Annotated in this window: 25 protein-coding genes; 12 read left to right on the top strand and 13 right to left on the bottom strand. The window is 67.6% G+C overall.

Annotation, left to right across the window (positions count from 1 at the left end; translation table 11 throughout):
• Nucleotides 1-395: 395 nt before the first annotated feature.
• Together ACIBUY_RS03955 and ACIBUY_RS03950 are read right to left on the bottom strand one after the other, a co-directional pair.
• Entirely contained in the window at nt 396-539 is a 144-nt protein-coding gene (locus ACIBUY_RS03955; protein WP_399151666.1) for a hypothetical protein, read from the bottom strand.
• 195 nt (nt 540-734) lie between these two features.
• Entirely contained in the window at nt 735-1,577 is an 843-nt protein-coding gene (locus tag ACIBUY_RS03950; protein ID WP_399151665.1) for a helix-turn-helix transcriptional regulator, read from the bottom strand.
• Between the two features lie 269 nt (nt 1,578-1,846).
• Here ACIBUY_RS03950 and ACIBUY_RS03945 point away from each other — a divergent pair, with 269 nt between their 5' ends.
• Both ACIBUY_RS03945 and ACIBUY_RS03940 read left to right on the top strand, forming a co-directional pair.
• Nucleotides 1,847-2,662 (top strand): IclR family transcriptional regulator C-terminal domain-containing protein, encoded by an 816-nt coding sequence (locus ACIBUY_RS03945; RefSeq protein WP_399151664.1) that lies wholly within the window; start codon nt 1,847-1,849, stop codon nt 2,660-2,662.
• Between the two features lie 16 nt (nt 2,663-2,678).
• A complete protein-coding gene (locus tag ACIBUY_RS03940) occupies nt 2,679-3,011 on the top strand; it encodes a hypothetical protein (protein WP_399151663.1) in 333 nt (110 codons plus the stop codon).
• Nucleotides 3,012-3,045: 34 nt separating this feature from the next.
• Here ACIBUY_RS03940 and ACIBUY_RS03935 read toward each other — a convergent pair whose 3' ends face one another.
• The 4 genes from ACIBUY_RS03935 to ACIBUY_RS03920 all read right to left on the bottom strand — a co-directional run bounded on the left by ACIBUY_RS03935 (nt 3,046) and on the right by ACIBUY_RS03920 (nt 5,888).
• Complete coding sequence (locus ACIBUY_RS03935) at nt 3,046-4,176, bottom strand: hypothetical protein (protein ID WP_399151662.1); 1,131 nt, start codon at nt 4,174-4,176, stop codon at nt 3,046-3,048.
• 101 nt (nt 4,177-4,277) lie between these two features.
• On the bottom strand, nt 4,278-5,126 hold the full coding sequence (locus tag ACIBUY_RS03930; protein WP_399151661.1) for a helix-turn-helix domain-containing protein: 849 nt from the start codon (nt 5,124-5,126) through the stop codon (nt 4,278-4,280).
• A gap of 23 nt (nt 5,127-5,149) precedes the next feature.
• Entirely contained in the window at nt 5,150-5,674 is a 525-nt protein-coding gene (locus tag ACIBUY_RS03925) for a DUF6879 family protein (RefSeq protein ID WP_399151660.1), read from the bottom strand.
• Complete coding sequence (locus tag ACIBUY_RS03920) at nt 5,655-5,888, bottom strand: hypothetical protein (protein ID WP_399151659.1); 234 nt, start codon at nt 5,886-5,888, stop codon at nt 5,655-5,657. The genes ACIBUY_RS03925 and ACIBUY_RS03920 overlap by 20 nt, the downstream gene beginning before the upstream one ends.
• Before the next feature lie 407 nt (nt 5,889-6,295).
• Between ACIBUY_RS03920 and hemC the strand changes: the two genes are divergently transcribed.
• The 3 genes from hemC to ACIBUY_RS03905 all read left to right on the top strand — a co-directional run bounded on the left by hemC (nt 6,296) and on the right by ACIBUY_RS03905 (nt 8,906).
• Nucleotides 6,296-7,243 carry a hydroxymethylbilane synthase gene (gene hemC / locus ACIBUY_RS03915; protein ID WP_399151658.1) on the top strand — a complete coding sequence of 316 codons (948 nt, stop codon included), beginning with the start codon at nt 6,296-6,298 and terminating at the stop codon, nt 7,241-7,243.
• Between the two features lie 642 nt (nt 7,244-7,885).
• Nucleotides 7,886-8,407 carry a PhzF family phenazine biosynthesis protein gene (locus ACIBUY_RS03910; RefSeq protein ID WP_399151657.1) on the top strand — a complete coding sequence of 174 codons (522 nt, stop codon included), beginning with the start codon at nt 7,886-7,888 and terminating at the stop codon, nt 8,405-8,407.
• Nucleotides 8,408-8,462: 55 nt separating this feature from the next.
• On the top strand, nt 8,463-8,906 hold the full coding sequence (locus tag ACIBUY_RS03905; RefSeq protein ID WP_399151656.1) for an NUDIX domain-containing protein: 444 nt from the start codon (nt 8,463-8,465) through the stop codon (nt 8,904-8,906).
• 20 nt (nt 8,907-8,926) lie between these two features.
• Here ACIBUY_RS03905 and ACIBUY_RS03900 read toward each other — a convergent pair whose 3' ends face one another.
• Nucleotides 8,927-10,258: a hypothetical protein gene (locus ACIBUY_RS03900; protein WP_399151655.1), complete on the bottom strand. Its 1,332-nt coding sequence runs from the start codon at nt 10,256-10,258 to the stop codon at nt 8,927-8,929.
• Nucleotides 10,259-10,298: 40 nt separating this feature from the next.
• Nucleotides 10,299-10,625 (bottom strand): UTRA domain-containing protein, encoded by a 327-nt coding sequence (locus ACIBUY_RS03895; RefSeq protein ID WP_399151654.1) that lies wholly within the window; start codon nt 10,623-10,625, stop codon nt 10,299-10,301.
• A 559-nt stretch (nt 10,626-11,184) separates the two neighbouring features.
• On the opposite strand from ACIBUY_RS03895, the gene ACIBUY_RS03890 reads away from it, so the two are divergent.
• On the top strand, nt 11,185-13,164 hold the full coding sequence (locus ACIBUY_RS03890) for a hypothetical protein (RefSeq protein WP_399151653.1): 1,980 nt from the start codon (nt 11,185-11,187) through the stop codon (nt 13,162-13,164).
• A 121-nt stretch (nt 13,165-13,285) separates the two neighbouring features.
• Nucleotides 13,286-13,492, top strand: coding sequence for a hypothetical protein (locus ACIBUY_RS03885; RefSeq protein WP_399151652.1), 207 nt, complete (start codon nt 13,286-13,288; stop codon nt 13,490-13,492).
• A 135-nt stretch (nt 13,493-13,627) separates the two neighbouring features.
• Here ACIBUY_RS03885 and ACIBUY_RS03880 read toward each other — a convergent pair whose 3' ends face one another.
• From ACIBUY_RS03880 to ACIBUY_RS03865, 4 genes are all read right to left on the bottom strand, one after another.
• Nucleotides 13,628-14,416, bottom strand: coding sequence for an SAM-dependent methyltransferase (locus ACIBUY_RS03880; RefSeq protein ID WP_399151651.1), 789 nt, complete (start codon nt 14,414-14,416; stop codon nt 13,628-13,630).
• A 419-nt stretch (nt 14,417-14,835) separates the two neighbouring features.
• Nucleotides 14,836-15,567, bottom strand: a complete 732-nt coding sequence (locus ACIBUY_RS03875) for a DUF6082 family protein (protein WP_399151650.1) — start codon at nt 15,565-15,567, stop codon at nt 14,836-14,838.
• Complete coding sequence (locus ACIBUY_RS03870) at nt 15,564-16,100, bottom strand: DUF6879 family protein (protein ID WP_399151649.1); 537 nt, start codon at nt 16,098-16,100, stop codon at nt 15,564-15,566. Before ACIBUY_RS03870 ends, ACIBUY_RS03875 begins: the two co-directional genes overlap by 4 nt.
• A 133-nt stretch (nt 16,101-16,233) precedes the next feature.
• The gene (locus ACIBUY_RS03865) at nt 16,234-16,389 is read right to left on the bottom strand and encodes a hypothetical protein (RefSeq protein WP_399151648.1); all 156 of its coding nucleotides are present in this window, start codon (nt 16,387-16,389) and stop codon (nt 16,234-16,236) included.
• A 487-nt stretch (nt 16,390-16,876) separates the two neighbouring features.
• On the opposite strand from ACIBUY_RS03865, the gene ACIBUY_RS03860 reads away from it, so the two are divergent.
• From ACIBUY_RS03860 to ACIBUY_RS03840, 5 genes are all read left to right on the top strand, one after another.
• Nucleotides 16,877-18,415, top strand: a complete 1,539-nt coding sequence (locus tag ACIBUY_RS03860; RefSeq protein WP_399151647.1) for a restriction endonuclease fold toxin-2 domain-containing protein — start codon at nt 16,877-16,879, stop codon at nt 18,413-18,415.
• 32 nt (nt 18,416-18,447) lie between these two features.
• A complete protein-coding gene (locus tag ACIBUY_RS03855; protein ID WP_399151646.1) occupies nt 18,448-18,897 on the top strand; it encodes a hypothetical protein in 450 nt (149 codons plus the stop codon).
• Nucleotides 18,898-18,951: 54 nt separating this feature from the next.
• Nucleotides 18,952-19,143 carry a hypothetical protein gene (locus tag ACIBUY_RS03850; protein WP_399151645.1) on the top strand — a complete coding sequence of 64 codons (192 nt, stop codon included), beginning with the start codon at nt 18,952-18,954 and terminating at the stop codon, nt 19,141-19,143.
• Nucleotides 19,144-19,179: 36 nt separating this feature from the next.
• Nucleotides 19,180-19,743, top strand: a complete 564-nt coding sequence (locus tag ACIBUY_RS03845) for a hypothetical protein (protein WP_399151644.1) — start codon at nt 19,180-19,182, stop codon at nt 19,741-19,743.
• Nucleotides 19,744-21,506: 1,763 nt separating this feature from the next.
• Complete coding sequence (locus ACIBUY_RS03840) at nt 21,507-21,734, top strand: hypothetical protein (protein ID WP_399151643.1); 228 nt, start codon at nt 21,507-21,509, stop codon at nt 21,732-21,734.
• A 485-nt stretch (nt 21,735-22,219) separates the two neighbouring features.
• Here the strand turns inward: ACIBUY_RS03840 and ACIBUY_RS03835 are convergent, their stop codons facing one another.
• On the bottom strand, nt 22,220-22,381 hold the full coding sequence (locus ACIBUY_RS03835; protein WP_399151642.1) for a hypothetical protein: 162 nt from the start codon (nt 22,379-22,381) through the stop codon (nt 22,220-22,222).
• Nucleotides 22,382-22,401: the final 20 nt, after the last annotated feature.

Here is a 22,401-nt window from a genome sequence, read left to right as displayed (position 1 = left end):
CCGGCGCTTTGCCCGGACGATCAGACATGTCAAACTCTCCCCTGCCTCATGCGCCGTTGCCGGTGTGCTCCGTTGCAAAGAGTCCGGTACGGCGTGGTGATGGTCCTCCGGGCCCTGCCTGGAGGCGGTGATGGTGCTCGGCGTCTGGGAGTTACCGCTCTCAGACGCCGAGCGTCAGAAGTTGAATCCGTGGCCAAGACGTCGGCAGTGACGTGGCTGTTGACGGGGTGCCCCGACCGGCGCGGCGCGTGCGTCAGATGCCGGAGGGATACAGCGAGGACTGGCCGGGCTCCGGTGCTCCGTCCGCTGGGCAGCCGATGTGATGCCGAGTGCGGCGCGGGCGGTCTGTCCGGAGGTGTGACGGGCCGCTGAATCAGCCGCCGAGGCGTGCTGTGTCAGCGCAGGTACAGACGGCGTCGCCCAGTGATCCGGGCGAGCATGGTCACGGTTCCGGTGGTGCGGCCGATGTCGGGACGCACATGCGACGCGGACCTGCTGTCGTCGAAGACGTAGGCAATCTTGCTTTTGTAGCCACGCACCGCTGTTCCTCGACTTTCGCGCTGATCTCCGCCAGTGGAGGGAATTTAAGGCACGCTGTAAGAGCCCGTCAAGGACTCTTAAAGGTGCCTTATGGATTTGCGCTCAGCGCAATTCATGAGGCGGGGAAGGCTATTTGCGCTGACCGCAAATGAGACGGCTTTCCGTACTGAGACGGCTGCATGGAGGTGCCGCAGTCAGGGGGCTGCCGGGCCTTGGCCGGAGATGCCTTCCGGTAGGGGGCCGTCCTCGGGCCGGGTAAGAACTACGAACCGCAGATGCGGCTGGGTGGCGGGAAAGAGGAGGTGCGAGGTGACCTGCATCTCGGTGGGGGAAACGTGCGGGAGCAGGATGCGGAACCGGTCGCCGTCGCGGTGGGCGCGCAGGGCGTGCCGGCTCTCCTCCCAGGCGCGGCGGCACTCCGGATCCTCCAGGGCGGCTCCCCGCAGCTGCAGCAAGCGGTGGTCGCCGCGCCGGTGGGCCATCGCCTGGCGGAGCAAGGCCAGATAGAGAGGGACCTGGTCCTTCCAGTCGACGTAGATGGCGCGGGCTTCCCGGCAGAACAGAGCCCAGCGCAGCAGATTCGCGCCCGGCTCCGTCGCCCAGCTAAACCACCAGGCCATGGGGCGGTTGTAAGCGAGCACATTCCACGCGTCGTCGGTGACGTAGGCGGGGAAGGGCAGGAGGTGGAGCAGTACCAGGACGTGGGGATCCACCACCTGCGGAGTCGCCGGGCCGGGGGTGCGCGCGCCCCCTCCGGGGGTGTGCGCGTAAAGGAACTGCCGCTCGTCCTCGTTGAGGCCGAGCACGTCCACGAGGCCCTCGACGGCGGCGACCCGAACGCGCGGGTAGGTTCCGTTCTCCAGCTTGCGGTACCAGGGCTGACTCAGTCCGGCGCCTCGCGCAACCTCGATCTTGGACAGCCCGCCACGGCGCCCGGCGCGGCGCCCGGCCCGAAGCCGCCAGTGAGCGAGCGCCTCGGCCAGACTCAGATAGACCGTGGGCGGCCTCTCGGCGCCCTCGAAGTCATCCTCGTCCATAACGGCACCCCCACTTCGATCGGTCCCTGGCGGCCACATTCCCGGAGCCGCCCAGGCCGGGCAACCAGGCTGAGCCGTACGGGGGACCGGCGAAGCGTCGTGGTTGAACGATAAATAAAGCGGACCCTGGAAGTCCACTTCCGGTTTCGGGCTGGCACCGTGTCCGCACGGGAGAGCCCCTGCCGTTCGGCAGGGGCTCCGCGGGACGTGCCATGCCCTCCGGCGGGACCAGCCGGACGGGAAACGTTTCCTCAGAACTGGGAGCCGACATGACAGTGGAGCGGATAACAGGTCACAGCCACGCCGAGCGGGTTACGCGCGTGCTCGAGGCATTCGTCGACCTGCCCGGGGACTCGCATCACCTCACGGCCATCGCCGACTACGCGGGCCTCGACAACGCCGTCGTCCACCGCATCCTCGCCGTCGTCATCGCGCGAGGATGGGTCGAGCAGCCGGAGCCGCGCGGCCCCTACCGGCTGGGAGCCCATGCGGCGCACTTCGGGGCGAACGCACTGGTCAGCCGATACGAGCACGTGGACCCGCATCAGGTCCTGGTGGACCTCCAAGCCGCGTGCGGCGGCTTCGTCTTCTACTACACGCTGGCGCAGAACGGCGCCCGGCCAGTCCGGTTCTGCAGCGACTTCGCCGCGGGTGGGCAGAGCCTGGATGTCTTCGGCGCATCCGCCGAAACGATCTTCACCACGGGTGTGTCGCTGCGCGCCGGAGCCAGCGGCCGGGTCCTGATGGCCTACGCCCCGCAGTCCGTGCAAACCCGCGTGCTTGCCGAGCCGATTCCGGCCACGGCCGGTCCCGGGGCGCTGCCGGATGAGGAACTGCTGAGTTCGCTGGCCGCCGTGCGCCGTGACGGGTACTCCCTTGGGCGGCAGGAATGCCAGCCAGGCTGGGACTCCGTGGCCGTCCCGGTGCTCGCCGGCGGCGCGGCCCTGGGCGTGGTCCTGCTGTATCAGGCGATCAAGGACACGTCCGGGGACATCGCCGACTGCCTGCCCCAGGTGCAGCACGCGGCGCACCTGATCTCGCTGGCCGCCCGCCAGGACGACCCCGCCCCGCATCTCGCGGCTTGAGACAGGAGATAACGAAATGGCCCCCATCGCCATCGTCGACGATTACGGTCAAGCCGTGCGGCTGGTCGAAGAACTCTCCGCGCGGGATATCGGCACCATGACTGCGCTAAAGGTGCAAATTCCCGGCGTCTTCGTATTTGCCGATCCGGCGCACCAGGAATTGTGGTGGATTGCTGCCGACGGACCCGCCTGGAGTGTGGAATCCAAAAACCTGGGACAGGTGGTCGAGGCGATGGCCCGCCGCTGGCGCACCGGCGCGGTCCCGCAGGACTCTCACTGGCTCGAGTTGTGCCGACGCCTTGCCGCCGCTTCACAGCCGACGCCCCGCGCAGAGCCACAGGCCGCGTAGCTGGTCGCCCGCTTGCGTGCGCCCCAGGCCGTGCTCAGCCGGGCGGCAGCGTCCAAGACGTGTGCGCGGCGCGTGCCACGCTGACGTGCACACCCGCCTGGTCGAGGCGGACGCGGAGATCTTGGAGGCCGGGCCGGTCAAGGCGCTGCCACTGCTCCAGTTCGCGCGCGGCCTCCTGCCACAGGGCGCGCGGCCCCCACTCGTAGACGGCGTACGGGCGGCTGCAGTAGATGACAGCGCGCGATCGGGCGCCGTCATGGAGATGGAGCCGTTCCCCAGTGCCCTGCTCGAACGGGGCACGGGGGCGGCGGTGCTCCATATATACGTGCGGAAGCCGTGTACCGAGGAAGGCGCCAGCGAGCTGGAGGTCGGCTACCTCGGCTGGCGCAGACACTGCCAGACTCGTGCGCGCTGGCTCCCGCTCGTCGATGTCCACCGCAGGGCCGTCCCCAGTGCAAGGTGGCGGCCCGGCATCCACCGGTCCGTGGACCTGGCCCGTCGCGGCCGTGCCGTCCTCGGCGACCGTGAGCCGCAACAGGCCCACCGGGCCGAACGCGGTACACCAGGGCACGACGATCCGCGCTCGCGGAGCAGTCTGCGTGATCCACGCCCAGGGCGGCTCCCGCACGACGCGTGTGGCCAGGACACCGTCGTAGGGCGCTTCCCGGCCGTGGGCAGGCAGGGGCCGGGCATGGATGATGCGCGGGCGGTGCCCGTGCGCGCCGAGCAGTTCCCGGCGACGGGCGGCGTCTTCCTCGCCCTCGGCCAGCACGGTCACCTGGGCGGCACCGACGGCGGCGCAGGCAAGCGCCGCCGTCCAGTCGCACCCGTCGACCAGGAGACGCATGCCCGGCCGTGGATCCAGGAGATCGAACACACGGGCCACGAGCGAGGGCCGGGCGGTGACGACGCCCGGCCGACATGTCCCGTCGGGCAGATGCGTGGCGGGCCGGGTGGTCAGCGCCTGGTCGGAGTGGACCAGCGGGTGCCACGCGGCGGGCTGCTTCTGGCGACTCACCTGTCTCCAGCGGGTGTTGCCCTCCCGGAGGATCCACAGCTGTTCGGGCACGAAGTGATGACGCGGCACGCTCGTGAACAGCGGCCTCCACCGCGGCGTCAGGGCCCTCGTGGCGAACAGCTGGTCCGCCAGCCGCGTAGGACTCACCGAACACGCTCCTTGCTCATCGAGGTTGCCGTCACCAGGACAGCGACGGTAGGAGCCGCTCCGGCGGACGGTCTACCGCGGTTGCATGCCGTTGCAGCGATTCACCCCAGCGCACGCAGCGCGCGTTCGATGCACTCGGCGGCCTGGGGCCCGTACACGGCGCTGGCGGCGAGCTGCTCGAACGCATCACGGTAGGAGGTGACTTCGCCCGGAGCGGTGATGGTGATCGTGGCGGTGAACGTCTCGAGTGCCACTTCGGCGTAGTCGAAAACGTAGAAGGACTCGCCCGGCCACACAGTGCGCTCTGCGCCGAACGGCAATACCCCCAGCGTGATGTTGGGCCGGCACATCATGGTCAGCAGCGCGCGCAACTGTTGGGTCATGTCCTCGCGAGAGCAGACCCGGTGGTACAGGACGGTCTCCTCCATGAGTGCGCACAGCGTGCGGGGGCCGTGGTGCAGGAGACGGGCTCGGCTCAGCCGGGCCTGGACGGCGGCGTCGACGTCGTCGGGGGTGCCCTGGAAGGCGGTCATCATCCTCAGCAGCCCCTGTGCATATCCCTGCTCCTGCAGGAGACTCGGCAGCACGGACGAGCTATAGAAGCGGAACACGCGCGTGCGTTCGTACAGCGGCCGGGACTGCTGATGGACATGGCGCATCCCGTTGCGGTGGAGCTGCCGCCACTCCCGGTACATCGACTGCACACGGTGGACCTGGGCGATCAGTGTGTCGGCACGGTCCGGAGAGCCGCAGACGGCACACCAGGTGCGGATATCGGCCGGTGAAGGCAGCGTCAGCCCACGGGCGATCCGCGACGTCTTGCTGCGGCTCCACTCGCACCGGGCGGACAGTTCGATGTTCTTCAGCCCCGCCTCGTCCCGGATCCCGGCCAGGGCTGCGGCCACGTTCTGGCGGGCGGAGTGGACCGTGGACAGGGGCGAGGCGGCCATGACAGAAGAGATGTGCGGGCGGCTCAGATCGGGTACTGGCCGTGCGGGATTGCGCGTTCCCAGACGGCCTTGAATGCCGTCGCACACAGCCCGGCCGTCACCGGATCGTCGCTTTCGTCGGTGTGCACCCACGCCCCTTGGGCGTCGAAGACGTTGAACTGCACGATGCGGTCGTCGAAGAGCCAGAAGTCGTTGCCGGGCAGCGCGAGATCAGAGGCGTGGCGCCGGTTCAGCCAGCGAATCTCCTCCCCGGCCGAGACGTTGGTGAACGTCATGTCGTACAGGTAGCGGGAGTATTCGCTGGGCGGCGCCGAGACGATCCGCGCCCGCCGCATCGCGACCCCGCGCCCGGTCGCCTCGGCCACCACATCCAGCCACGGCCGCCACCACGAAGCCCGGTCCTCCGGATCGAGACGTTCACCGTCGCGCCAGGCGGCGAACGCCTCCTGCTCGTTGCCCATCGCGTAGTGATCGCGCATCTCCAGGTGCAGCGCCGAATACTGGGCGGCACCGAGCAGCGCGGCGAACTCAGTCAAGCTCTGCGACACCCAGAGCCTCCCTCACCAGCGGCACCATACGTGGCGGGATCCGGATCACAGACTCATGCCCGGGGATCGGCCCGTCCCGGCGGCAAGCGTCCAAGGTGGCCTCATCAGCGCTCCAACCCTGGATCACCAGCTCGTGCGTGTCACCGTCCACCCACACGGTGGGCGAGCCGTGGTCGCCGGATTCCGGATCCTTGCCCATCAGCTGTAACTTCACTGGATTTCCTTCCTGTTGAGCGACGGGATTGATCAGACTCTGGTGCCGTCCGACTGGGTGCGTCAAGGCGTACTGCTCATCGGGGCCTTCAAGTGGAGCCTGCTGATGCCGTGCCCCGGGATGATCGCGATCAACAGCTTGCCTGACCGTCATGGCCATCCGGGCGGGAGCTGAACGGCGGGCACGAGTACAGTACGGATCTCGGCTCGAAACGGGCTCCGGGCTGCCGCGGTCACAGGCAGAGTGAACGGTTCGCTGCTCATGTCACAGCAGTCCGCGACGGGAATCGCGTGCGGCCTGCCGGTCGGACGTATGCAGAGGCCCCACTCGTTGACCGATCCCGGCAGTATGGGCGACGCTCTGCTGCCTTGGCCTGGCCGCGCGACGGCCGCAAAGGTGAGGCGCTCGTGATCTCCCCGCTCCCGCCCAACCGCGTGATTCTCGGCACGCCCGCATCACCGGTGGCCATGGCACAGGCGGCCCAGGTGGCAGGACTCCTTGAAGAGGTTCACCCTCACCTGGCCGTGCACTACGCCGACCTCGCCGTCGGCGCGGCGGAGCCGGCGCCGTCGAGGAGGGGGAGCGCGCGAACGGACCTCCACCGCCTTGGGCAGTTGGCACTCACCGAATACCGCGTCGATTTCACGGTCTCCAGCGGCAAGGACATGCCCGCCGAAGGCGAGCAGGATCCGGACCTGACGGTAGCGGCGGTTCTGGATCGCGACGACCCGCGCGATGCCCTCGTGCTGCCGACCGGACAGGCCGCGTTGACGCTGGCCGAGCTGCCGCGCGGCGCGGTCGTGGGGACCTCATCCGCGCGCCGCACCGCCCAGCTGCACACCGCCGCGCCCCACCTCACCGTGCGACCCCTCGCCGGACACCTGGGGGAGCGGCTTGAGCAACTCGACGCCCGAACGCAGGGGCTGGACGCCCTCCTCGTCTCCCATCACGCGCTGCGCGTGCTCGATCTGGACGACCGTGCCGCTCAGGTCCTGGACACCGAGACCTTCCTGCCCGCGACCGGCGCCGGATTCCTCGTGGTGCAGTGCCGCTCCGACGACGTATCCGTCCGCTCCCTGTTCCATCAGCTCGACCGCCCCGCCGCCCTTCAGCTGTGGCGGATCGAACGCCGTGTCAAGCAGGCCCTAGGAGCCACCTGCCGCACCTCCTGTGCGGTACACGCCACCTGGGACATCTCGAACACCCACATCCGTGTCGCTGCCAGCATCCTCGCCACCGGCGATGCCAAGCCCACCCGGGCCACCGTGTCCGCGCCGGCCCAGGACGAGGCGGCACTGATCGACGAGCTGGTTCAGCGACTACGCGGAAACGGTGCCGATGCTCTGCGCACCTGACAACAAGCTGGTCCCGCCTGCTCGCCTCGGGCCCCTGACCTCTGGTCGCCGAGTGGAGCGTCGACTGCGCCGGTGCCCCTGCGCAGAACACGACGCCCGCCTGCAGCGTGGCGGAACATCAACGCCCTCGCTGCCACCGTGATTGCCTCTCCTCTACTCGAGATTCATGAGTGTCTGCCCCACGGCCGTGACGCGTGCAATGATCCCCGGCATGGTGCTGATGAGACTGGCGGGACCGCAGGAACTCCAAGGCATTGAGGCTCTGACCACGCAGGCGCACAGCAGACAGTGGAGGCCGAACCGATGGGATCGCAAGGTGCTCACCGCGCTGAGTCGAATCCCGGGCCCGGTAATCCCTCGGGACGACATCTGCACGGTGCTGGGCGAGGCGGGGGCCCGCTGCGTCGCCGGCATGAACGACAAGCTCATCGCACTCCTGCTGGACTCTGCACATGCTCAAGAATTCCCGAGCGACGCAGCATCGTCCGCGACCCAGAGCTCATTGCGTGCGGTCACCGCCCTCGTCCGAGACCTGGCTGGACAACGTAAGTGGAGCAGGTCTCTCGGTCGAGGGCGCAGTGAGCGCGGCGTCGACGCCTGACGGCATCCGTGCCTCGGACGGCCAGGCGCATGGACATGTGAGTGTGGGGCGGCCATCGTCATCCGGTCTTCCCGAGACGGGTGAAGTGCGAGGGACATCTGGCCGCCACCGGGGATCACAACTGGCCGTTGACAGACGGGAATTCCTCACCTGTACGTCATGGCCGATTCGGTGGACGCGGTGGAACGGCTCGTCCCCAACTCCCGGTGCTGGGGCAGATCGTCGGCTCCTGCCGCATCAATGTCTTCGCGGGGCACGACGAGACCTTCACGACCCGGATGTTCTCCCCCTTCGACGTCGCGGCCCCAGAGGACCCCGCCTGTGGATCTGCCGCCGGACCGCTGGCTGCTCATCTCGTACGCTACGGCCGTGTTGCTTCAGGTCCGCAGATCACCCTGTCCCAGGGTGCGTGGGCCGGCCGTCTACGCTTCTCGCCGTCGCGCGCGGTGACGCTGAGCGGATCTCCTCGATCCAGTTCGGTGGCAGCGTCTGGCTCGTCGGCCGCGGAGAACTTACCCTTCCGCCTTCCCCCATCCCATCGCCTTGGACAGCACACACGATGACTGATCGTCCAGCTCCGCGTCCTGAGGGCCCGCTGTCCCAGGCAGACAAAGCCTGATGGAGATCCGTTCCAGCATCGAGTGCTGGATCACCAGTGATCGGGGCGTGCTCCTGCTCCAGGTGCCGGCCCGCCCCGGTCGGCACGATGCCTTCTGGCAGCCGGTCACCGGCGGCATCGAGGACGGGGAGACACCGCTGCGCGCCGTACTGCGCGAGGTCCAAGAGGAGACCGGTCTGGTGCTGGCCGCCGCCCACCTGGTTGAAGTCGCATCCAGCGTGACCGTGGCGATATCCCCGTCGCTGACGCTCGACAAGACCCTGTACACCGTCAGCACTTCGGACACGACGGTGACCGTCAACACGCTTGAGCACCAGGCCCACCAGTGGCTGTCCCCGGCCCGCGTCGCCGATGCCTTGTGGTGGGACAGTAACCGCCGTACCTGGCAACTGGTCTGCCGTTACCACGGCTTCAAGGACCCCGGCGAGCGCGGGGGAGGGTGACGTGACGGCCGGGGTGGTGGTCAGCGTGCAGCGCCCAGGTGCACCGACGGCACGGTGCCGACGCCGTCGGTGGCGACCTGGACGAGGACGTACTCGCCCACCGGGTGCGGCAGGCGGGCACTGATGTGCTGGTGGAGCCAGGACGCGAACCATCGTTCGTCTGGCACCGGATCGGATGTCACGTTGTTGTCGCTGAGCGTATCCAGGCCGCCACCTGCCAACGGCCCCTGGGCATGCTCGAGTTCACCGATGGCGATACGCAGCTGGGTGGAGACGTCGTCGTCGATCAGCGCCGCGGGTGCGGTGAGCTCAACGGTGATCGTGTAGTTGTGCCCGTGACGCCCCTGTCCGCAGACGCTGCTGGCGGGGAGATCGTGGTGTGCGCGGATGCGGGCGGTGAGCTCGATGTGGAAGGTGCCGTCCGACCGGCTCCTCGCGGCGGAGGGCTGAGGTCGCCCCGCGAGGTAGGCGGTGTACTCCTGGCGCAGGTAGCCGAGTGGGTCGGCGTGCCATCGGGCGTCCGTAGCGGCTACTGGGCCGGCGTGGGTGTGGTGTTCGGCATCGTGGTCACGCACGGCCGCTGCCCCGGTGGCTGCGCGTTCGTGTTGCTCCACGGATGCGTCGTGAGCGAAGGCGAGTTGGATGCTGTCGGCGAGAGCGGCCTCGAGCAGGTTCGCCTCGCGCCGCTCGGCGGGTGTTACCTTCCCCAACAGCTGGGCGATTCCCAACCCGGAGCGCACCATGTGCAGTTGTTTCACGATGCCTGCGGATGTGGCCTGCACCGCGGCTCTCGCGCGGCCGGTGTTGGGTGGGCCGGGCGGGTAGGGGGCGGAGGCCATTCGTTCGATCGCCTGCACGTAGCGGGGGAGGTCACGCAGGCGGTCACCGAGTGATACCGCGTGCTCGGCATGCTGGACCAGGACACGGTTAGCCAAGGCGAGCGCCGCCTCGCGGGTCTGCGCGGCCTGGGTCCCTTCGGCCCGCCAGTCGGCGATGAGGTCGGGCAGGTCGGGCCAGACGGGATCGGTCACAGGTGCGCTCGTCAGCAGCATCAGGCCCTGCTCCATCGGCAGGCGGGCCGCCTCGTGGAGCGGGATCATCGTCACGGCGGCGCCGTCGGAGGCATCCGCGCCGCCTTCCACGGCGGAGATGTGGAGCGCGGAGGCGACGAGCGCGGCCACGAACGTCATAGTCTGCGCGGGCGCGGCGGTCGACGGCTCCTGGATCTTCGCCCAGGTGGACGGGTACGCGGTTGCGTGCCAGTCGGTGAGTACCTGGGACCAGGCGATGCAGCCGGCCCACATGGTGGGGAAGCGTGCCGCGGTTATCTGCTCAAGGAGATTGGGGTCCACCTTGGCACGGTAGCTGACTGGCGACAGGCAGCAGGAGGGGTCAAGGTGAACTGTAGGGCGTGCGTGCGATCTCCGCAGGGTGCTTGTGGTGGTAGGCGATGGTCCAGTGGGCTGCGGGGAGCAGGAAGTCGGCGGTCTCGACGGCACGGTTGCTGTCGGTGTAGTGGACGCGGGTGAGTCGGATCGCCAGGGAGCCGACCGGTGCCGATACCCGGGCGGCCTCGTCGCGATCCAGTGTCACCTGCTCCAGGATTTCGCTCCGGTGGGTCACGGTGATGCCGATGCGGGCCATTCGCGTGGTGACGGGCTGTCCGGCGAGCGGATCGGTGTCGGGGAGCACGATTGGGCTGGCGTCATTTACGGCCACGGCTCCCAGGAGGTGACGGTCACCACTGGGGCTCCGCTTCTGTCCAGGCCCGTGTAGTCGGTCCGCACGCACGGAGCCCCGGCAGGTACCTGACGGGCCGCGACCGTGGCGGGCGCCAGCACATGCGGCGTACTGGACAAGGCAGAGCAGGAGCACTCGAAGGCATCCGGCAGAAGCGCGTGGATCGGCGCGGACAGGACATGGCGCGGACGGTGTGGTGCGCGCACGTAGGTGCACGCCCCTGGGCGGCCTTCCAACAGCCCTTGAGTGATGAGGAGTTCCTGGGCGCGGCGGATCACATTGTCGCCTCCCGTGCCCTGGAGGAGTTCTGCCGCGAGGGCAGACGCTGGTAGTGGGTCGACCGCCCACGCTGCCGCGGCGGCGTCGGTTCGTCTGCTGATTGGCCGACTCCGGGCGGTGCTTGGGTGGCATCGACAGCCGGTGTCGTACCTCGGAAGGGGGGCACCGATGGGCCGTACTGGTGACGGCGCGCACCGGTGCTGGCCCTGCTGGTGGAGGGTGAAGCCCGGCATCCCGATGCATTGACAGGAGCGGGAACGTGGCGTATGAGGTGGTCAAGGTGGGGTTCCGTACGGAGCTCCATGCCCGCTGGTCGGTGTTCTTCGACCACCTGCGGGTGCCGTGGGCGTACGAGCCGGTGACGTTCTACGACGCCGAGAGCTCGCCGCGCACGCCGACGTTCTGGCTGCCGCAGCAGCGGATCTGGTTCATGGCGGAGGCCGAGCCCCCGGCGTGGTGGGCCCGGTTCGCGATGGCGGCCGGAGGCTACGAGGAGTGGTTCGAGGGCCGGGATGAGAACGCGGACCGCTGCATGCCGGTAGTGGTACCTGAGGAGTGGCACGGTCAAGTGCTGCTGGCCGAGGGCCCGTTCTTCCCGGAGGACACGGCGGACGTCGACACGTGGGGCCGTCTGGACCCCTTGAGTGGGCCGTGGCGGTTTTACGAGGCGAACGGGATGAGTATCTACGACGACGAGCCCTACCAGTGGACTATGTGTCCGCAGTGCGGGGCTTTCGGTGCCGAGTTTTGGGGATACGCCGAGCGGCTGCGGTGCGGCTGTCTCGATCACCGCGAGCACCGCAAGGTCGCAGGCGGCAGCGACAAGCGCCTCCTGGCCGCCTACCGGGCGGCGCAGTTCGAGTACTGGCATGCCGACAGCTACACCGACGCTCACGCGGACAAGCAGTGGCCCATCGTGCGTGAGGCCCTGGTACCTCAAGTCGGCGCCGCGGCCGCCGCCGAGACGTGTGCGGGTGAGTGCTGGTCGCTTGCCGAGCAGCTGCGTGAGGAACGGTGCCTGCCGGCAGGAGAGGACAGCGAGGGCCTTGAGACGCTGTGCTCGGCGTGCCCGGGGTTCGTGTGCGGGCAGTGCGGCGAACGGCCGGCCACTGCGGCTGGTGTTCCGTGCCGGATGTGTGAGCCGGTCAACCTGCTGACCGAAAACCAGGCAAGGCAGCGGATCAACTGGGGGGTGGAGCAGCTCGCTGCGGCGTTGGGTATCCATGAACGCAGGGTCAATGGCATCGTCAACGATTCGATTGGGGAGAAGTCGAGGTCAGAGGTCTCGCTGGCTCAACTCGGTCTCGCGCTCACCCATGTCGAGCGATGGCTGGAAGACCCGCACTCCATGCCGACCGGACTCCCGGCCTTGTCCTGGGAGGGTCTCGACATGCTGCACGGGGCCGAGCTGCGCAAGCTACTCGCCACCTACGTGGGGCCGCTGGCGGCAGTAGTGTACGAGCCGATCCCCTTCGTCCAACGGCAGCTGAACGACTGGATGGGTGCGCCCAGCCGCGCCGAGGCGACGGACGAGCAGCTACGCGAGGCCATCATCCAGGCCCGGGCCTGGATCGAGGATCCCGACTCCTATCGCGCCTATACCTACCCCGAGCCGCCGGAGCCCGGCGCCCTGACCGCGCCGATGCGCACGAAGGCGGCCATCGCGGACTCCTCCTGCAACCTGTGCGCCGCACCGGTGATGACCGGTGAACTCATCGGCCGGATGCCCCACCCGCGGCGGCGGTACGTTCCCATGGCTTGGCTTTGCTCCCACTGCCTGTTCGATCGGCGGGACAAGCCCCGGCTCACCGACGTGCTCCTTCGGGTCTTCCACCACACCTTCAGCGGCAGCACCATCACGCTGCTGAACACTGCCGAGGCCACAGCGCTTCTCGAAGCGCTGCTGACGGTGCCCGCGCCGGAAAGCGACGAGCACCTCCAGGAGGCAATCACCGCACTCCGGCAAGGGATTGACGCGCCGGAGCCCGTGATGGAGCTGAGGTACCACCCGGCTCATGCGGCTGTGGCCGCCCTGCACGCAGCCACACCCCAGCAGGGGGCGGCCAGTGACGCTGTGATCCTGGCCGCCGTCGCTCAGCACCTCGCCGAGTGGAAGAACGACCCTCAGGTCATCGACCAGACCCACTACAACAACCGCACCCTGTGGAGGCAAGCCGTCCTCGAGAACACGCTCACCCCCACCGTCCTGTCCCAGCGCGGCGGCCCCTTCTGGGTGTGACACCACCGACGGCCGTCTGAACACCCTTCGCTCGCCTGTATGCCAGCACCAGCCAAGGAATTGCCTCGCTCGGTCCGGCTCCAGCCCGCACGCTCCGCGAGCCGAACCGTCGCGGCAACTGGTGCGCGGCCTGCACGCGCCCGCGCTCTACAGCTGGTTCTGTTGGTGGGCCACCGCGACCGCGCAACCCCGTGGGAGCGAGGTCGATGCGCTGGCCAAGTGGCCGGTTCCCTGGCCGGCCCAGCTCAAGCTGAGCCGACCGGAAGCCGGCGACAGCGAGCCGGTGCAGATACAGATCGATGACATCACGCCGGTCCGCGTGCTCTGACCGGGCTTTTCGTGCCACCGCATTGCGGCTGCCCGCCGGGCAGATGAGGTCGGGCTGCGGCGTGTGTGAGCGCCGCAGAGCAGGACGAGCGCCACGTCCAGCGGCACCTCGTTGCTTCTTGCCGGGGCGTGGGCGTCAGGGCTTGAGGCCGATGCCGCCGAAGCTGCTGACCGGCGCCGGCGTGCTGTTGGCGCCGGGGCGCCACTGAGATACGGAGGTCAGGCCGGGCTCGACGAGGTCAAGGCCGTTGAAAAACTGGGCTATCTGCTCCGGAGTGCGGTTGACTCGCGGATTGTCACTGTTCGCGTTCCACTGCTCGGCCATCGCGCGTGTCGCTGCGGGGTGATACGCCTCGGTGCTATCGCACAGCACCAGGTAACTGCCTCTGGGCAGTGCGCTCTTGAGTTCGTCGACGATGGTGTACGCTTGGTCGTCGGTGATGTGGGCGACGATACCCAGGAGCATCAGGGCGACCGGCTCGGTGAAGTCGAGGGTGTGTGCGGCCTGTTCCAGAATGGCGCGGGGTTCGCGCAGATCGGCTTGGATGTAGTCGGTGGCGCCCTGTGGCGTGCTGGTCAGCAGGGCCTCGGCGTGCCGCAGGACGACCGGGTCGTGGTCGGTGTACACGATGCGTGACTCGGGGGCGTGGCGCTGGGCGACGTCGTGCGTGTTGTCGATGGTGGGGAGTCCGGTTCCGATGTCGAGGAACTGACGGATCCCGCCCTCGGTAGTCAGGTGGGCCACGGCGCGGGTAAGGAATGCGCGCTGCGCACGGGCCACGTGCACGATCTCTGGGTTGATGGCCTGGATCTCGTCGCCGACCCGGCGGTCGGCCTCGTAGCAGTCCTTACCGCCGAGCCAGTAATTCCAGATACGTGCGGAATGCGGGACGGAACTGTCGAGCAGCGGCTTGTCGTTGGGCATGTGGCGCTCCGGGCTAGAACGAAATCGCGCGGCGGGTGTCATGCGGATACCTGAACTAGCCTAATTCATAGGACAGTTGTGATGCTTCGGATTGCATGTGAAGGTGAGTGGAGTGATTGCACCATCTCCGGCAGTCGGGCAGATCGCGGGCTGCGGGACGGGAAGCGCATCGGGTCCCCACGGCGGGGCAGGCACCAGGTGGCGTCGGCAGTTCTCGATGCCAGTGCGTGGGCTGGGGAGGAAGCGGCCCCGGAATCTGGTTGACCGTACTTGGGGAGCCGAGTCGAAAAGGATCCGGGGCCGGGCGAAAGACCGCCGGGTGCAGATCTATCACACATCCCACGCGGGCCGGGAGGGCGGTTGACTGCGTCTGCTTCGCCGACCTTACGGACGCGCCAGGCTCCTGATTGTGTGGCGGGTCAGGACTGCCTCGAGCTGCGAGGACCTGGCGGTGCGAGCCCGGGCACGGAGTGGTCGGGCAGCGGCACACCGGTGCGTGGGGGCGTAGCGAGGGCCCGCTGGTAGCGGTCATCGATGATCTGATTGAAGCGCTTAAGCCGCCGGGACGGTGCCGTTGTCATCCGAGCGCTGCGGTACCGCTCCCAGAAGGACCGGCCGACTTCGCCGGTGAAGACCTCGTCGCTGACGGCCGCGAGCCAGTCGTCCTTGAGGTCGCCGATCTCGTACGACATCTCCCAGTACGAGATCACGAGGTTGATGTACATGTGCTGGCGGCGCAACAGCACGCTCCGAGTCGGGTCCGGGCCGCCCCAGCACTCCAGGTAATCGGGGTTCTCGATGGCCGTCTTGATCAGATCGGTGTGCGCGGCGCGCGCGGTCTGTACGCGCGATGCTTTCCCCTCGCGCGCCTGAAGGATCAGGGAGACGATCACGCCGATGACGGCCAGTCCGGACAGGAGGGCGGATACGGCGCCGTACGCCTGAGCGATGTTGCTGATCTTCTGCCAGTCTTCTCCTCGGCCGTCGAGGGCGGGCAGGGCGAGCGGGGAGATCACTACGAGGCCCATGGAACACACGATCGCGAACACGGCGAGCGCCAGGGCCATGGTGCGTGAGCGGAACCAGGCCCGTGCCTGCCAGCGGCGGCCCGTACGGTGTTCTGGCGGGGGAGCCGTGGGCGGTGCCGTCATGAGGCGGCCTCGGCGCGGCGCCTGTCGAGCAGTGGCTGGGTGACGCGCTGGTGGAAGGAGTCGAACTCCTCGCCCCGCTGATACAGCTCGTCAAAGTCTTTCCGGCAGCCGGAAATCAGCTCCTGGCCGGTGTGCCGGTATGCTCCGGCCAGTATTCCGTCTTGGTTGTACCTCAGTTCATACAGGCTGAGGGTCCCGAGAATGACAAGCTCGGAAAACCAGCGGGGGGGGGGTGCCTGGAAGCCGGGTTTCGTATCGACGGACGCGATACGGATCTGCTCGCCCCGTGCGACCCGCTCGTTCAGAACGGCCATTTCCCACACGATGTAGTCCGTCGGCGGGCACTCGATATAGCGCAGCCGCCGCTGGCGCATGCGCCGCCTGGCCGCGTCAGAGAAATGGCGGTCCAAGGCGGGCTGGTCGCCCAGCAGGTCAACGGCCTTGTTCCAGGCGCCACTTCGGCATGCCTCCCAGGAGTCGAAGCCGGGTTCCTGGAATTCCTGGCCGCACTCCACCTTGTCGAGGTAGGCCACTTCCGGACGGGCGTAGTCGGACTAGAAGGCTTTCACATACTCCTTGGTAGGCAGGAAGCTGCCGCGCTCTCCGGACGGCAAGTTCCGGAGCCTGCTGATGTGATGACCGTACGCGGGCGAAGGGGTGTGGTTCTCAGGCATCAGGGAGGTCCAGTTTTGCGGCAGCGGCCATGCTGCGGGGAATGATGACCAGCCGCTCGTCCGCGGCGATCGATACGCCCTCGGGGAGCCGGTTTATCGTCTCGGTGGTGGCGTCGCGGCCGATCACCGCGATGTCGCCGTTGCTCATCTCCCAGATGTCGGGACATGCTTCGGAGTTGCTGGTGAGGCCCAGTTCTTGTGGTGAGCGTCCCAGGCGCCTCACGAAGCTAGCTGACGCATCCGCTTCCCAAGGACGGTCCGCCATGTGCCCACCCCAACTCGTCGCTGCCCGGCTTCCGCGCGTGAAGATCGATGGAGGCTAGCAACGTGCTTTGGGCCAAGGCAACGGGGCAAGTCGGCACCCGGATGAGGATCGGCGTGAAATCGCCGTTGAGTGCAGTAGAGGCGCCCGCCAGATCGCGGCAACTGCGTTCGAATGCGTAATTCGCCTGTGCTCAGGCGTTCTTGTCGAGTGCAGGCACTGCTTTACGAGTGACCGAAACCGACCGCATGCGCGGAGCGGCGGCTTCGAGAATGCGGCTGAATCCCCGAACCGGCAAGGGGGCGTTGACCGCGGCCGGACCGGCGGTGGGTACGGTTCCGGATGAGCCGGGGGAGCACGGAGGAGACTCGCGATGCCAGTGGACATCCAGCACCAGACGCGCAACTTCGTGGATGCGTCATGGTCGCTGGTGGGACTCCGTGACCTCATCTACAAGATGGTCGGCCTGCTGTTCACCGAGCTCAGCGAACACGGAGGCATGGCCGGCGACGACGATGCGGGCCGCGCCTTCGCTGCCGTCTACAAACCGGCGGTGACGGCCGTCTTCGACGCCTCCGGCCATGCCCATCAGGCCATGGCCGGAGGCGCGAACGCTCTGGTGAAAGGCGCCGAGGAGTTCTTGAAGCGGGAGAGCAAGGTCGCGGCCGAACTGCTGGGGAAGATCACGGCTCCGGAGATCGGCGCCCAGCCGACCGGGCCGGACTGCACCCCGTACGCGAGCCACAACGCAGAGGACCTGCCGGAAGTCGTCGGCGAGACCAGCTGGTCGGACCAGTACCTCCTCAACAAGCGCTTCCACGGGCAGCGCGAGAAGCTGCGCAACGTCGCAGGTTCCTGGCGCACCGCCGCGAAGATCATGGGTGACACCTACTGGGAAGCGGAGGGCGCCTGGGGCACGGCGACTTTGGATCAGGCCGGAGAGGCTGCCGACGCGTCGCAGAAGTGGTTCGAGAAGTTCGTCGGCAAAACGGTCCCGCCCGGCAAGGTGGGGGCCGAGGAGACGCTGCTTGCGAACCTTCACGCCGCGTGCAAGATGCTCGCCGACGCCTGCGATGCGTACGCCGACCACATCGACACCGCCCTGCCGAAGATCCCCTACGAGGACAACCCGCTGACCGGCGATCCCCAGCCGATCTGGGAGCGTCCCATCCTCGGCGGCAACGGCCATGACGGCGGCCTTCACGAACTGGTCTCGGGCGACCCGAAGATCGCCAGTCTCGGCGAGATCGCGCACGCGCTGGATGAGTCCAAGGCCCGGGTGAAGATCCCGAAGCCCGACGAGGGGCGCGGACTCCTGCCGCCGGTGCCGCCCTTCCTGGCCCCGCTGGTGCGCAGTCCCCTGCTGGTGCCGGCGGCGTACCGGCCCGCGAACGGCCCCCGGGTCCAGCCCGTCCCGCAGCCGAATCCACCGGACCCGCGGTTCCCGCTCTTGGCCGGCCAGGAACAGAAGGACTTCCAGCTATGGCTCAGCTCGCTGCGCCAAGGCGACGTCTCCGGCGGCAAGCCGGCCGAGGTCGCCTACCAGAAGCGTGTCGCGGGCTACCCGGAGTACGAGGTGCCGATCGCCAAGGGGCTGGGCGCGAGCAACACCCTCATGGTGGACGGCATCCGGGACAGCGACGGCATGGCCGTCGAAGCCAAGTACGTGAACAAACCCGACCAACGGTGTTACCGAAGTCTGGAAGACCTGCGTGAGAACCACCAGTCGAGCAAGAAGGACTTCCTCTATGCCAAGGACCGTCTGGAGCTCAAGAAGTACAAGTCCGCCCTGGAGCAGAACCCGGAACTTCCCGGAGTGGAGACCATCACGAACAGCCAGGACTCGGTGGGGTACTGGCGGGTCATGATGGCCGCGTACGGAGTCAAGGGCTATGCCCGCTATGTTCCTTGATTGCGAGGGAACTCTGACTGGAAGGTCTCGTGATGCAGGCGTCTGAACTGGCCGAGCTGCGCACCATGTACATCTTCTCCCCGCCGCCCGGGCAGACTTGGGGGCTGACGTACTCGGCGCTGAAGGACCGACTGCTGGAACGCGATCCCGACTCCTTCATTCAGGTCGAGGACCCGCGTTCGGAGCCACTGCTCGGCGGGCGCGCCATGCACTTCGGCATCACTTTGAGCGACGAAGCGCTGGAGGGAGTGGCAAAGCTGGACCCTGAGGGGATCGCCCTCAACGACGGCACCGCCGCCCTCGCCGCCGAATTCAGTCAATGGCTTCGGGACCAGATCGTGCCTCAGGGGCAGTCCATCACCTTCAACACGGAATGGGGCTGGGAGAGCGACGTCGCCGATGCCCTGGTACCGGAGGCGTCCCAGGACGAGGTCGTCGAGCAGTTCATCGCGCACCTCGTGGCAACCGGCGATTTGGACTGAGCCCAAAGCGGGGCGGTCATACGGTATTCAGGAGCGGACACCGAGGGGGTATGGGTGAAGAGCATCGTGTACTTCGTCGTGCCGGCCGGATGGGACGACCAGCGCCGATCGTCGGGCGGGAACCGGTACGACCGCGAGCTGGCCCGTGAGCTGGGCGAACTCGGCTGGGACGTCCGCGTGAAACCGGTGGTCGGCTCGGAACTGCAAGGACGGGCTGCCGGGAGCACGGCGCGCCTCGTACGGTGACGGGGGTTGTCCAGATCAAGGGGGCGGGGGCTGCGCATGACCGAGTACAGCGAGAGCGACCGGGAGCTGTTCGCGCGCGATGTTGCCCGGGAGCTGAAGGCGCTCTCGCCGGAGAACGTCGAGGGGTACCGGGCTGTGGCACGTCGGCTCGTCGCTGCCGGGATCACCGTTGCGATGGTCGAGGAGCTTGGCCCTGTCGGCGGGGCTCGGCGCGATCGGCTTGAGTACGCGCTGGCTCGGGCGTTGGTCGATATGGAGGTTGGCCCGTTGGGTGATGCCGCTGGTGAGGGCTACGACGAGGAGATTCTGACCTGGAACATCAACAACCTCACGTACTCCTCGCAGATCTTGGAGTTGGCGTGGGCGGATACAGAGCCCGAAGCGCCGCGTCCGGATGACCAGGGCGAGACCAACGAGATCGCACTGCCCCACCAGGCGGACCAGAATCTGGCCATCGGCATGACCGTGTTCCAGGATGCGTTGATGCGATCCAGCCCCAACTTGATGATCGAGGATATGCTGGCGGGGCTGAGTCGGGAGCGGAGGGCGATGCGGCTGCACGAGCAGGGGTTCAGCATCAACTACGAACCGCCGGTATAGCCCCACCCGTATAGAGTCGTAGCGGTACTCGAGGCCCGCCGCTCGGCGAGGCGGTGGCCCGTTTGGACTTCGGCCAAGGGCGGAGGCCGCTGGGGACGGGACCTGCCTGCCTACTTACAGGAGGACGAGGTCGCTGACGAGCATGCCGTGGGCCGTACGTGCGTAGGCGCCAACTACGCATCAGGAGTCACTGTGACCGAGTCCGTCGCCACTGAATACGGCATCGCTTCCGAGTCTCACCCCGACGTCGACCCGCTGGAGATGAGCTCACGACGGAGAGCCGAGGCGATCCTGTCCGACAGCCGTAACACATGGCCTGACGTCTACCTCGTCCAGCGCACTGACGGTGGACCCTGGCAGCGAGTAGTTCGATCGCGTCCCGCGAAGTGCAACGCCGTTGCTTTAGCCGTTCGGGTTGGGCGTCAAATACCTGGCCGTGGGGCGGGACCTGGCTCGGACGGCGGGAAATGATCTCCGTCAGTGTGGGAAACGATCGAGGAGCAGGTCGGTGCCGTGGTGTTCGGACTTGCCCACGTCCAGGGCGCAGAACACGTCGATCGAGGTGAAGTTGTTGCTGGTCACGGGCAATCCCTCCCCGGAGTCGCGGCCGGTGGCCCACCGGGGCACCGGAGACCGGCAGCCAGATTACGCAGCCCTGCCCGCAGGCGGACACGCTTCCATCAGCGATCAACCGGTGCCACCGGGACCGACGACAGCACCCCCCCGGATCATCAACGACAGGGGCAACGAGTCATACCGGCCCCGAAGGCCACGAGCCCGAACCGGGCTCTACTACGAACGTAATGGGCATCGCTCCCAGTCACGGGGGTTTCGTCGGTGCGCGCGGGATACGGGCACCGGCGACCGCGGTGTGTGGCGAGCGCCACCGCCGCGAGGAGCCTCATGCCCCTGCTGGCGTCAGTATGTGAAAACGCTGGTGAGCGCGGACGTCATGCCGTGGCGACCCGGCTCATGACCTGTTCGGCCAGGGTCGGCCGAACAGTCTCATCGCCCGGCGGTGACTTTGTTGATGATCCGCCTCGCCAGGATCGCGCCCACGCCCGAGAAGAGGACGAGAAGCCATACTTGGAAGCGCGCTCCATCACGGACTGCCCAGGCGTAGTAACCCATTCCGCATAACATGCCTATGAAGGTCGCGAGCACGCGTCGGTGCCAGTGCCTCCACTGGGGCTGTGCTCGTGGTTCCGACTGCTCATTCATGTGCGCGCCTCCCCGTACACGGTGCCCGTGGGCTTTGAGAGAAGCCGTTTCCGAGCTCGACCTGACCGTCGCCGAGGCGGTTGTCCGTGCACCATTCCATGTGGAGAACTTCGTTGACCGGGAACCGCGAGTGCCGGCCTCGGCTGTCCTGTACACGTGATCTCGGTCCGCAGCCTAATCGTCAGGCCGCGCGTCCGGGGCGTTGCGGCCGGGATCCTGCGGCGACTGCCCAGTCCGCCCAGTGGAGCTCTCGCCTGGGCGGCAGGCGTTCTCGATGCTGGCCAGCGGGGTTGCGTTGTCCGGGTGTAGGGGTGGTCCGCGCCGAGTTCGCGTGGGCGGATCGTGAGGGCGTCCTTGGCCTTCTGGGCCGCGAAGTTGAGTTTGCCGGTGCGGGCGAGGCAGTCGACCCAGAGGGTCTGTGCGGACAGTACCTCGTAGTCATCGCTGCCATAGCCGGAGGTCAATTGTGCGTGGGCCGGGCCGACAAGGACAGCGGCCTCTGCTGGCCGACCGTCGCGTAACTGCAGCCAGGATATGACCATTTGCAGGTCCGCGATCGTCTCGCTCCGTCGAAACTGCGGCAGTTGCTCGGCGTGTTCGACTGCCTCGTCAAGGAGGGTTTCTGCCTGCGTGATACGGCGCTGTGCTCCGATGACCTCGGCGAGCCGGGCGCAGGCTTCGAGCGTAGCTGCGCAATCTCGGCTCCAATCGGCGATCCGCGCTTCGACGACGCACCGCAGATGCGTCTCGGCGTGCGCGTGCCGGCCTAGTCCGTGCAGCGCATAGGCGAGTTGTATGCCTGCTTCTTCCACCAGGGCCTGGCTGAGTAGCGAGCGTCTTTCCAGGCTGGGCGCGAGTTTGTCAAGCCGCTTGACCGTAGCCTCAAATTTGCCCTGCCGGAATGTATTTACTGCGAGGGCATACCGAGTGAATGGATGTCGCTCTGTGAGGGGCAAAGATGAAAGGGGCAGTGTCACAGAGAGCCCTCCGCATTGTTGCGATCCATGGCTGCTCAACCATACATACGGCAGTCGACACAAGGGAGTTGTCCACCGTGCTGGATTCGTTGGGGCGCTGTCGGGAGCAGCACAGTCGCCTGGCCATGGCCGTAGCGCCGTCCTCGACTTCCCGCTGCCGGGAGCGGATTTCCGGCTGGCATCGTGCCGTTCCTTGTCTCGTGTCGGGAAGGCGCACGGGGTGGTAGGGGAGCGAGGTGCTCGGTTCACGGGCCGGACGTCCGGCGAGCCGGAGGGCGTCAGCGGCCCTGAGGTGGTGTGACGGCTCGCGCGGCGAGGGCGAGCAGCAACGCCAGGGCGATGGGAACAGTGAGCGCGACGGGCAAGGTGGTGGCGGTCGCGAGGGCTCCGACGGCCGCCGGGCCGCCGAACAAGGCGGCATTGCCGATCGTGCCCACCACGGCAACGCCGCTGGGCCCGT

The organism is Streptomyces sp. NPDC050085 (assembly GCF_044460595.1).
Lineage (GTDB): Bacteria > Actinomycetota > Actinomycetes > Streptomycetales > Streptomycetaceae > Streptomyces.
This window is presented reverse-complemented; position numbering and strand designations above follow the sequence as displayed.

Excerpts from the sequence above, each read along its gene's own strand:
- ACIBUY_RS03950 (WP_399151665.1), bottom strand. The coding sequence starts at position 1,577 with ATGGACGAGGATGACTTCGAGGGCGCCGAGAGGCCGCCCACGGTCTAT.
- ACIBUY_RS03945 (WP_399151664.1), top strand. The coding sequence starts at position 1,847 with ATGACAGTGGAGCGGATAACAGGTCACAGCCACGCCGAGCGGGTTACG.
- ACIBUY_RS03940 (WP_399151663.1), top strand. The coding sequence starts at position 2,679 with ATGGCCCCCATCGCCATCGTCGACGATTACGGTCAAGCCGTGCGGCTG.
- ACIBUY_RS03930 (WP_399151661.1), bottom strand. The coding sequence starts at position 5,126 with ATGGCCGCCTCGCCCCTGTCCACGGTCCACTCCGCCCGCCAGAACGTG.
- ACIBUY_RS03905 (WP_399151656.1), top strand. The coding sequence starts at position 8,463 with ATGGAGATCCGTTCCAGCATCGAGTGCTGGATCACCAGTGATCGGGGC.
- ACIBUY_RS03880 (WP_399151651.1), bottom strand. The coding sequence starts at position 14,416 with ATGCCCAACGACAAGCCGCTGCTCGACAGTTCCGTCCCGCATTCCGCA.
- ACIBUY_RS03875 (WP_399151650.1), bottom strand. The coding sequence starts at position 15,567 with ATGACGGCACCGCCCACGGCTCCCCCGCCAGAACACCGTACGGGCCGC.
- ACIBUY_RS03865 (WP_399151648.1), bottom strand. The coding sequence starts at position 16,389 with ATGAGCAACGGCGACATCGCGGTGATCGGCCGCGACGCCACCACCGAG.
- ACIBUY_RS03860 (WP_399151647.1), top strand. The coding sequence starts at position 16,877 with ATGCCAGTGGACATCCAGCACCAGACGCGCAACTTCGTGGATGCGTCA.
- ACIBUY_RS03855 (WP_399151646.1), top strand. The coding sequence starts at position 18,448 with ATGCAGGCGTCTGAACTGGCCGAGCTGCGCACCATGTACATCTTCTCC.
- ACIBUY_RS03845 (WP_399151644.1), top strand. The coding sequence starts at position 19,180 with ATGACCGAGTACAGCGAGAGCGACCGGGAGCTGTTCGCGCGCGATGTT.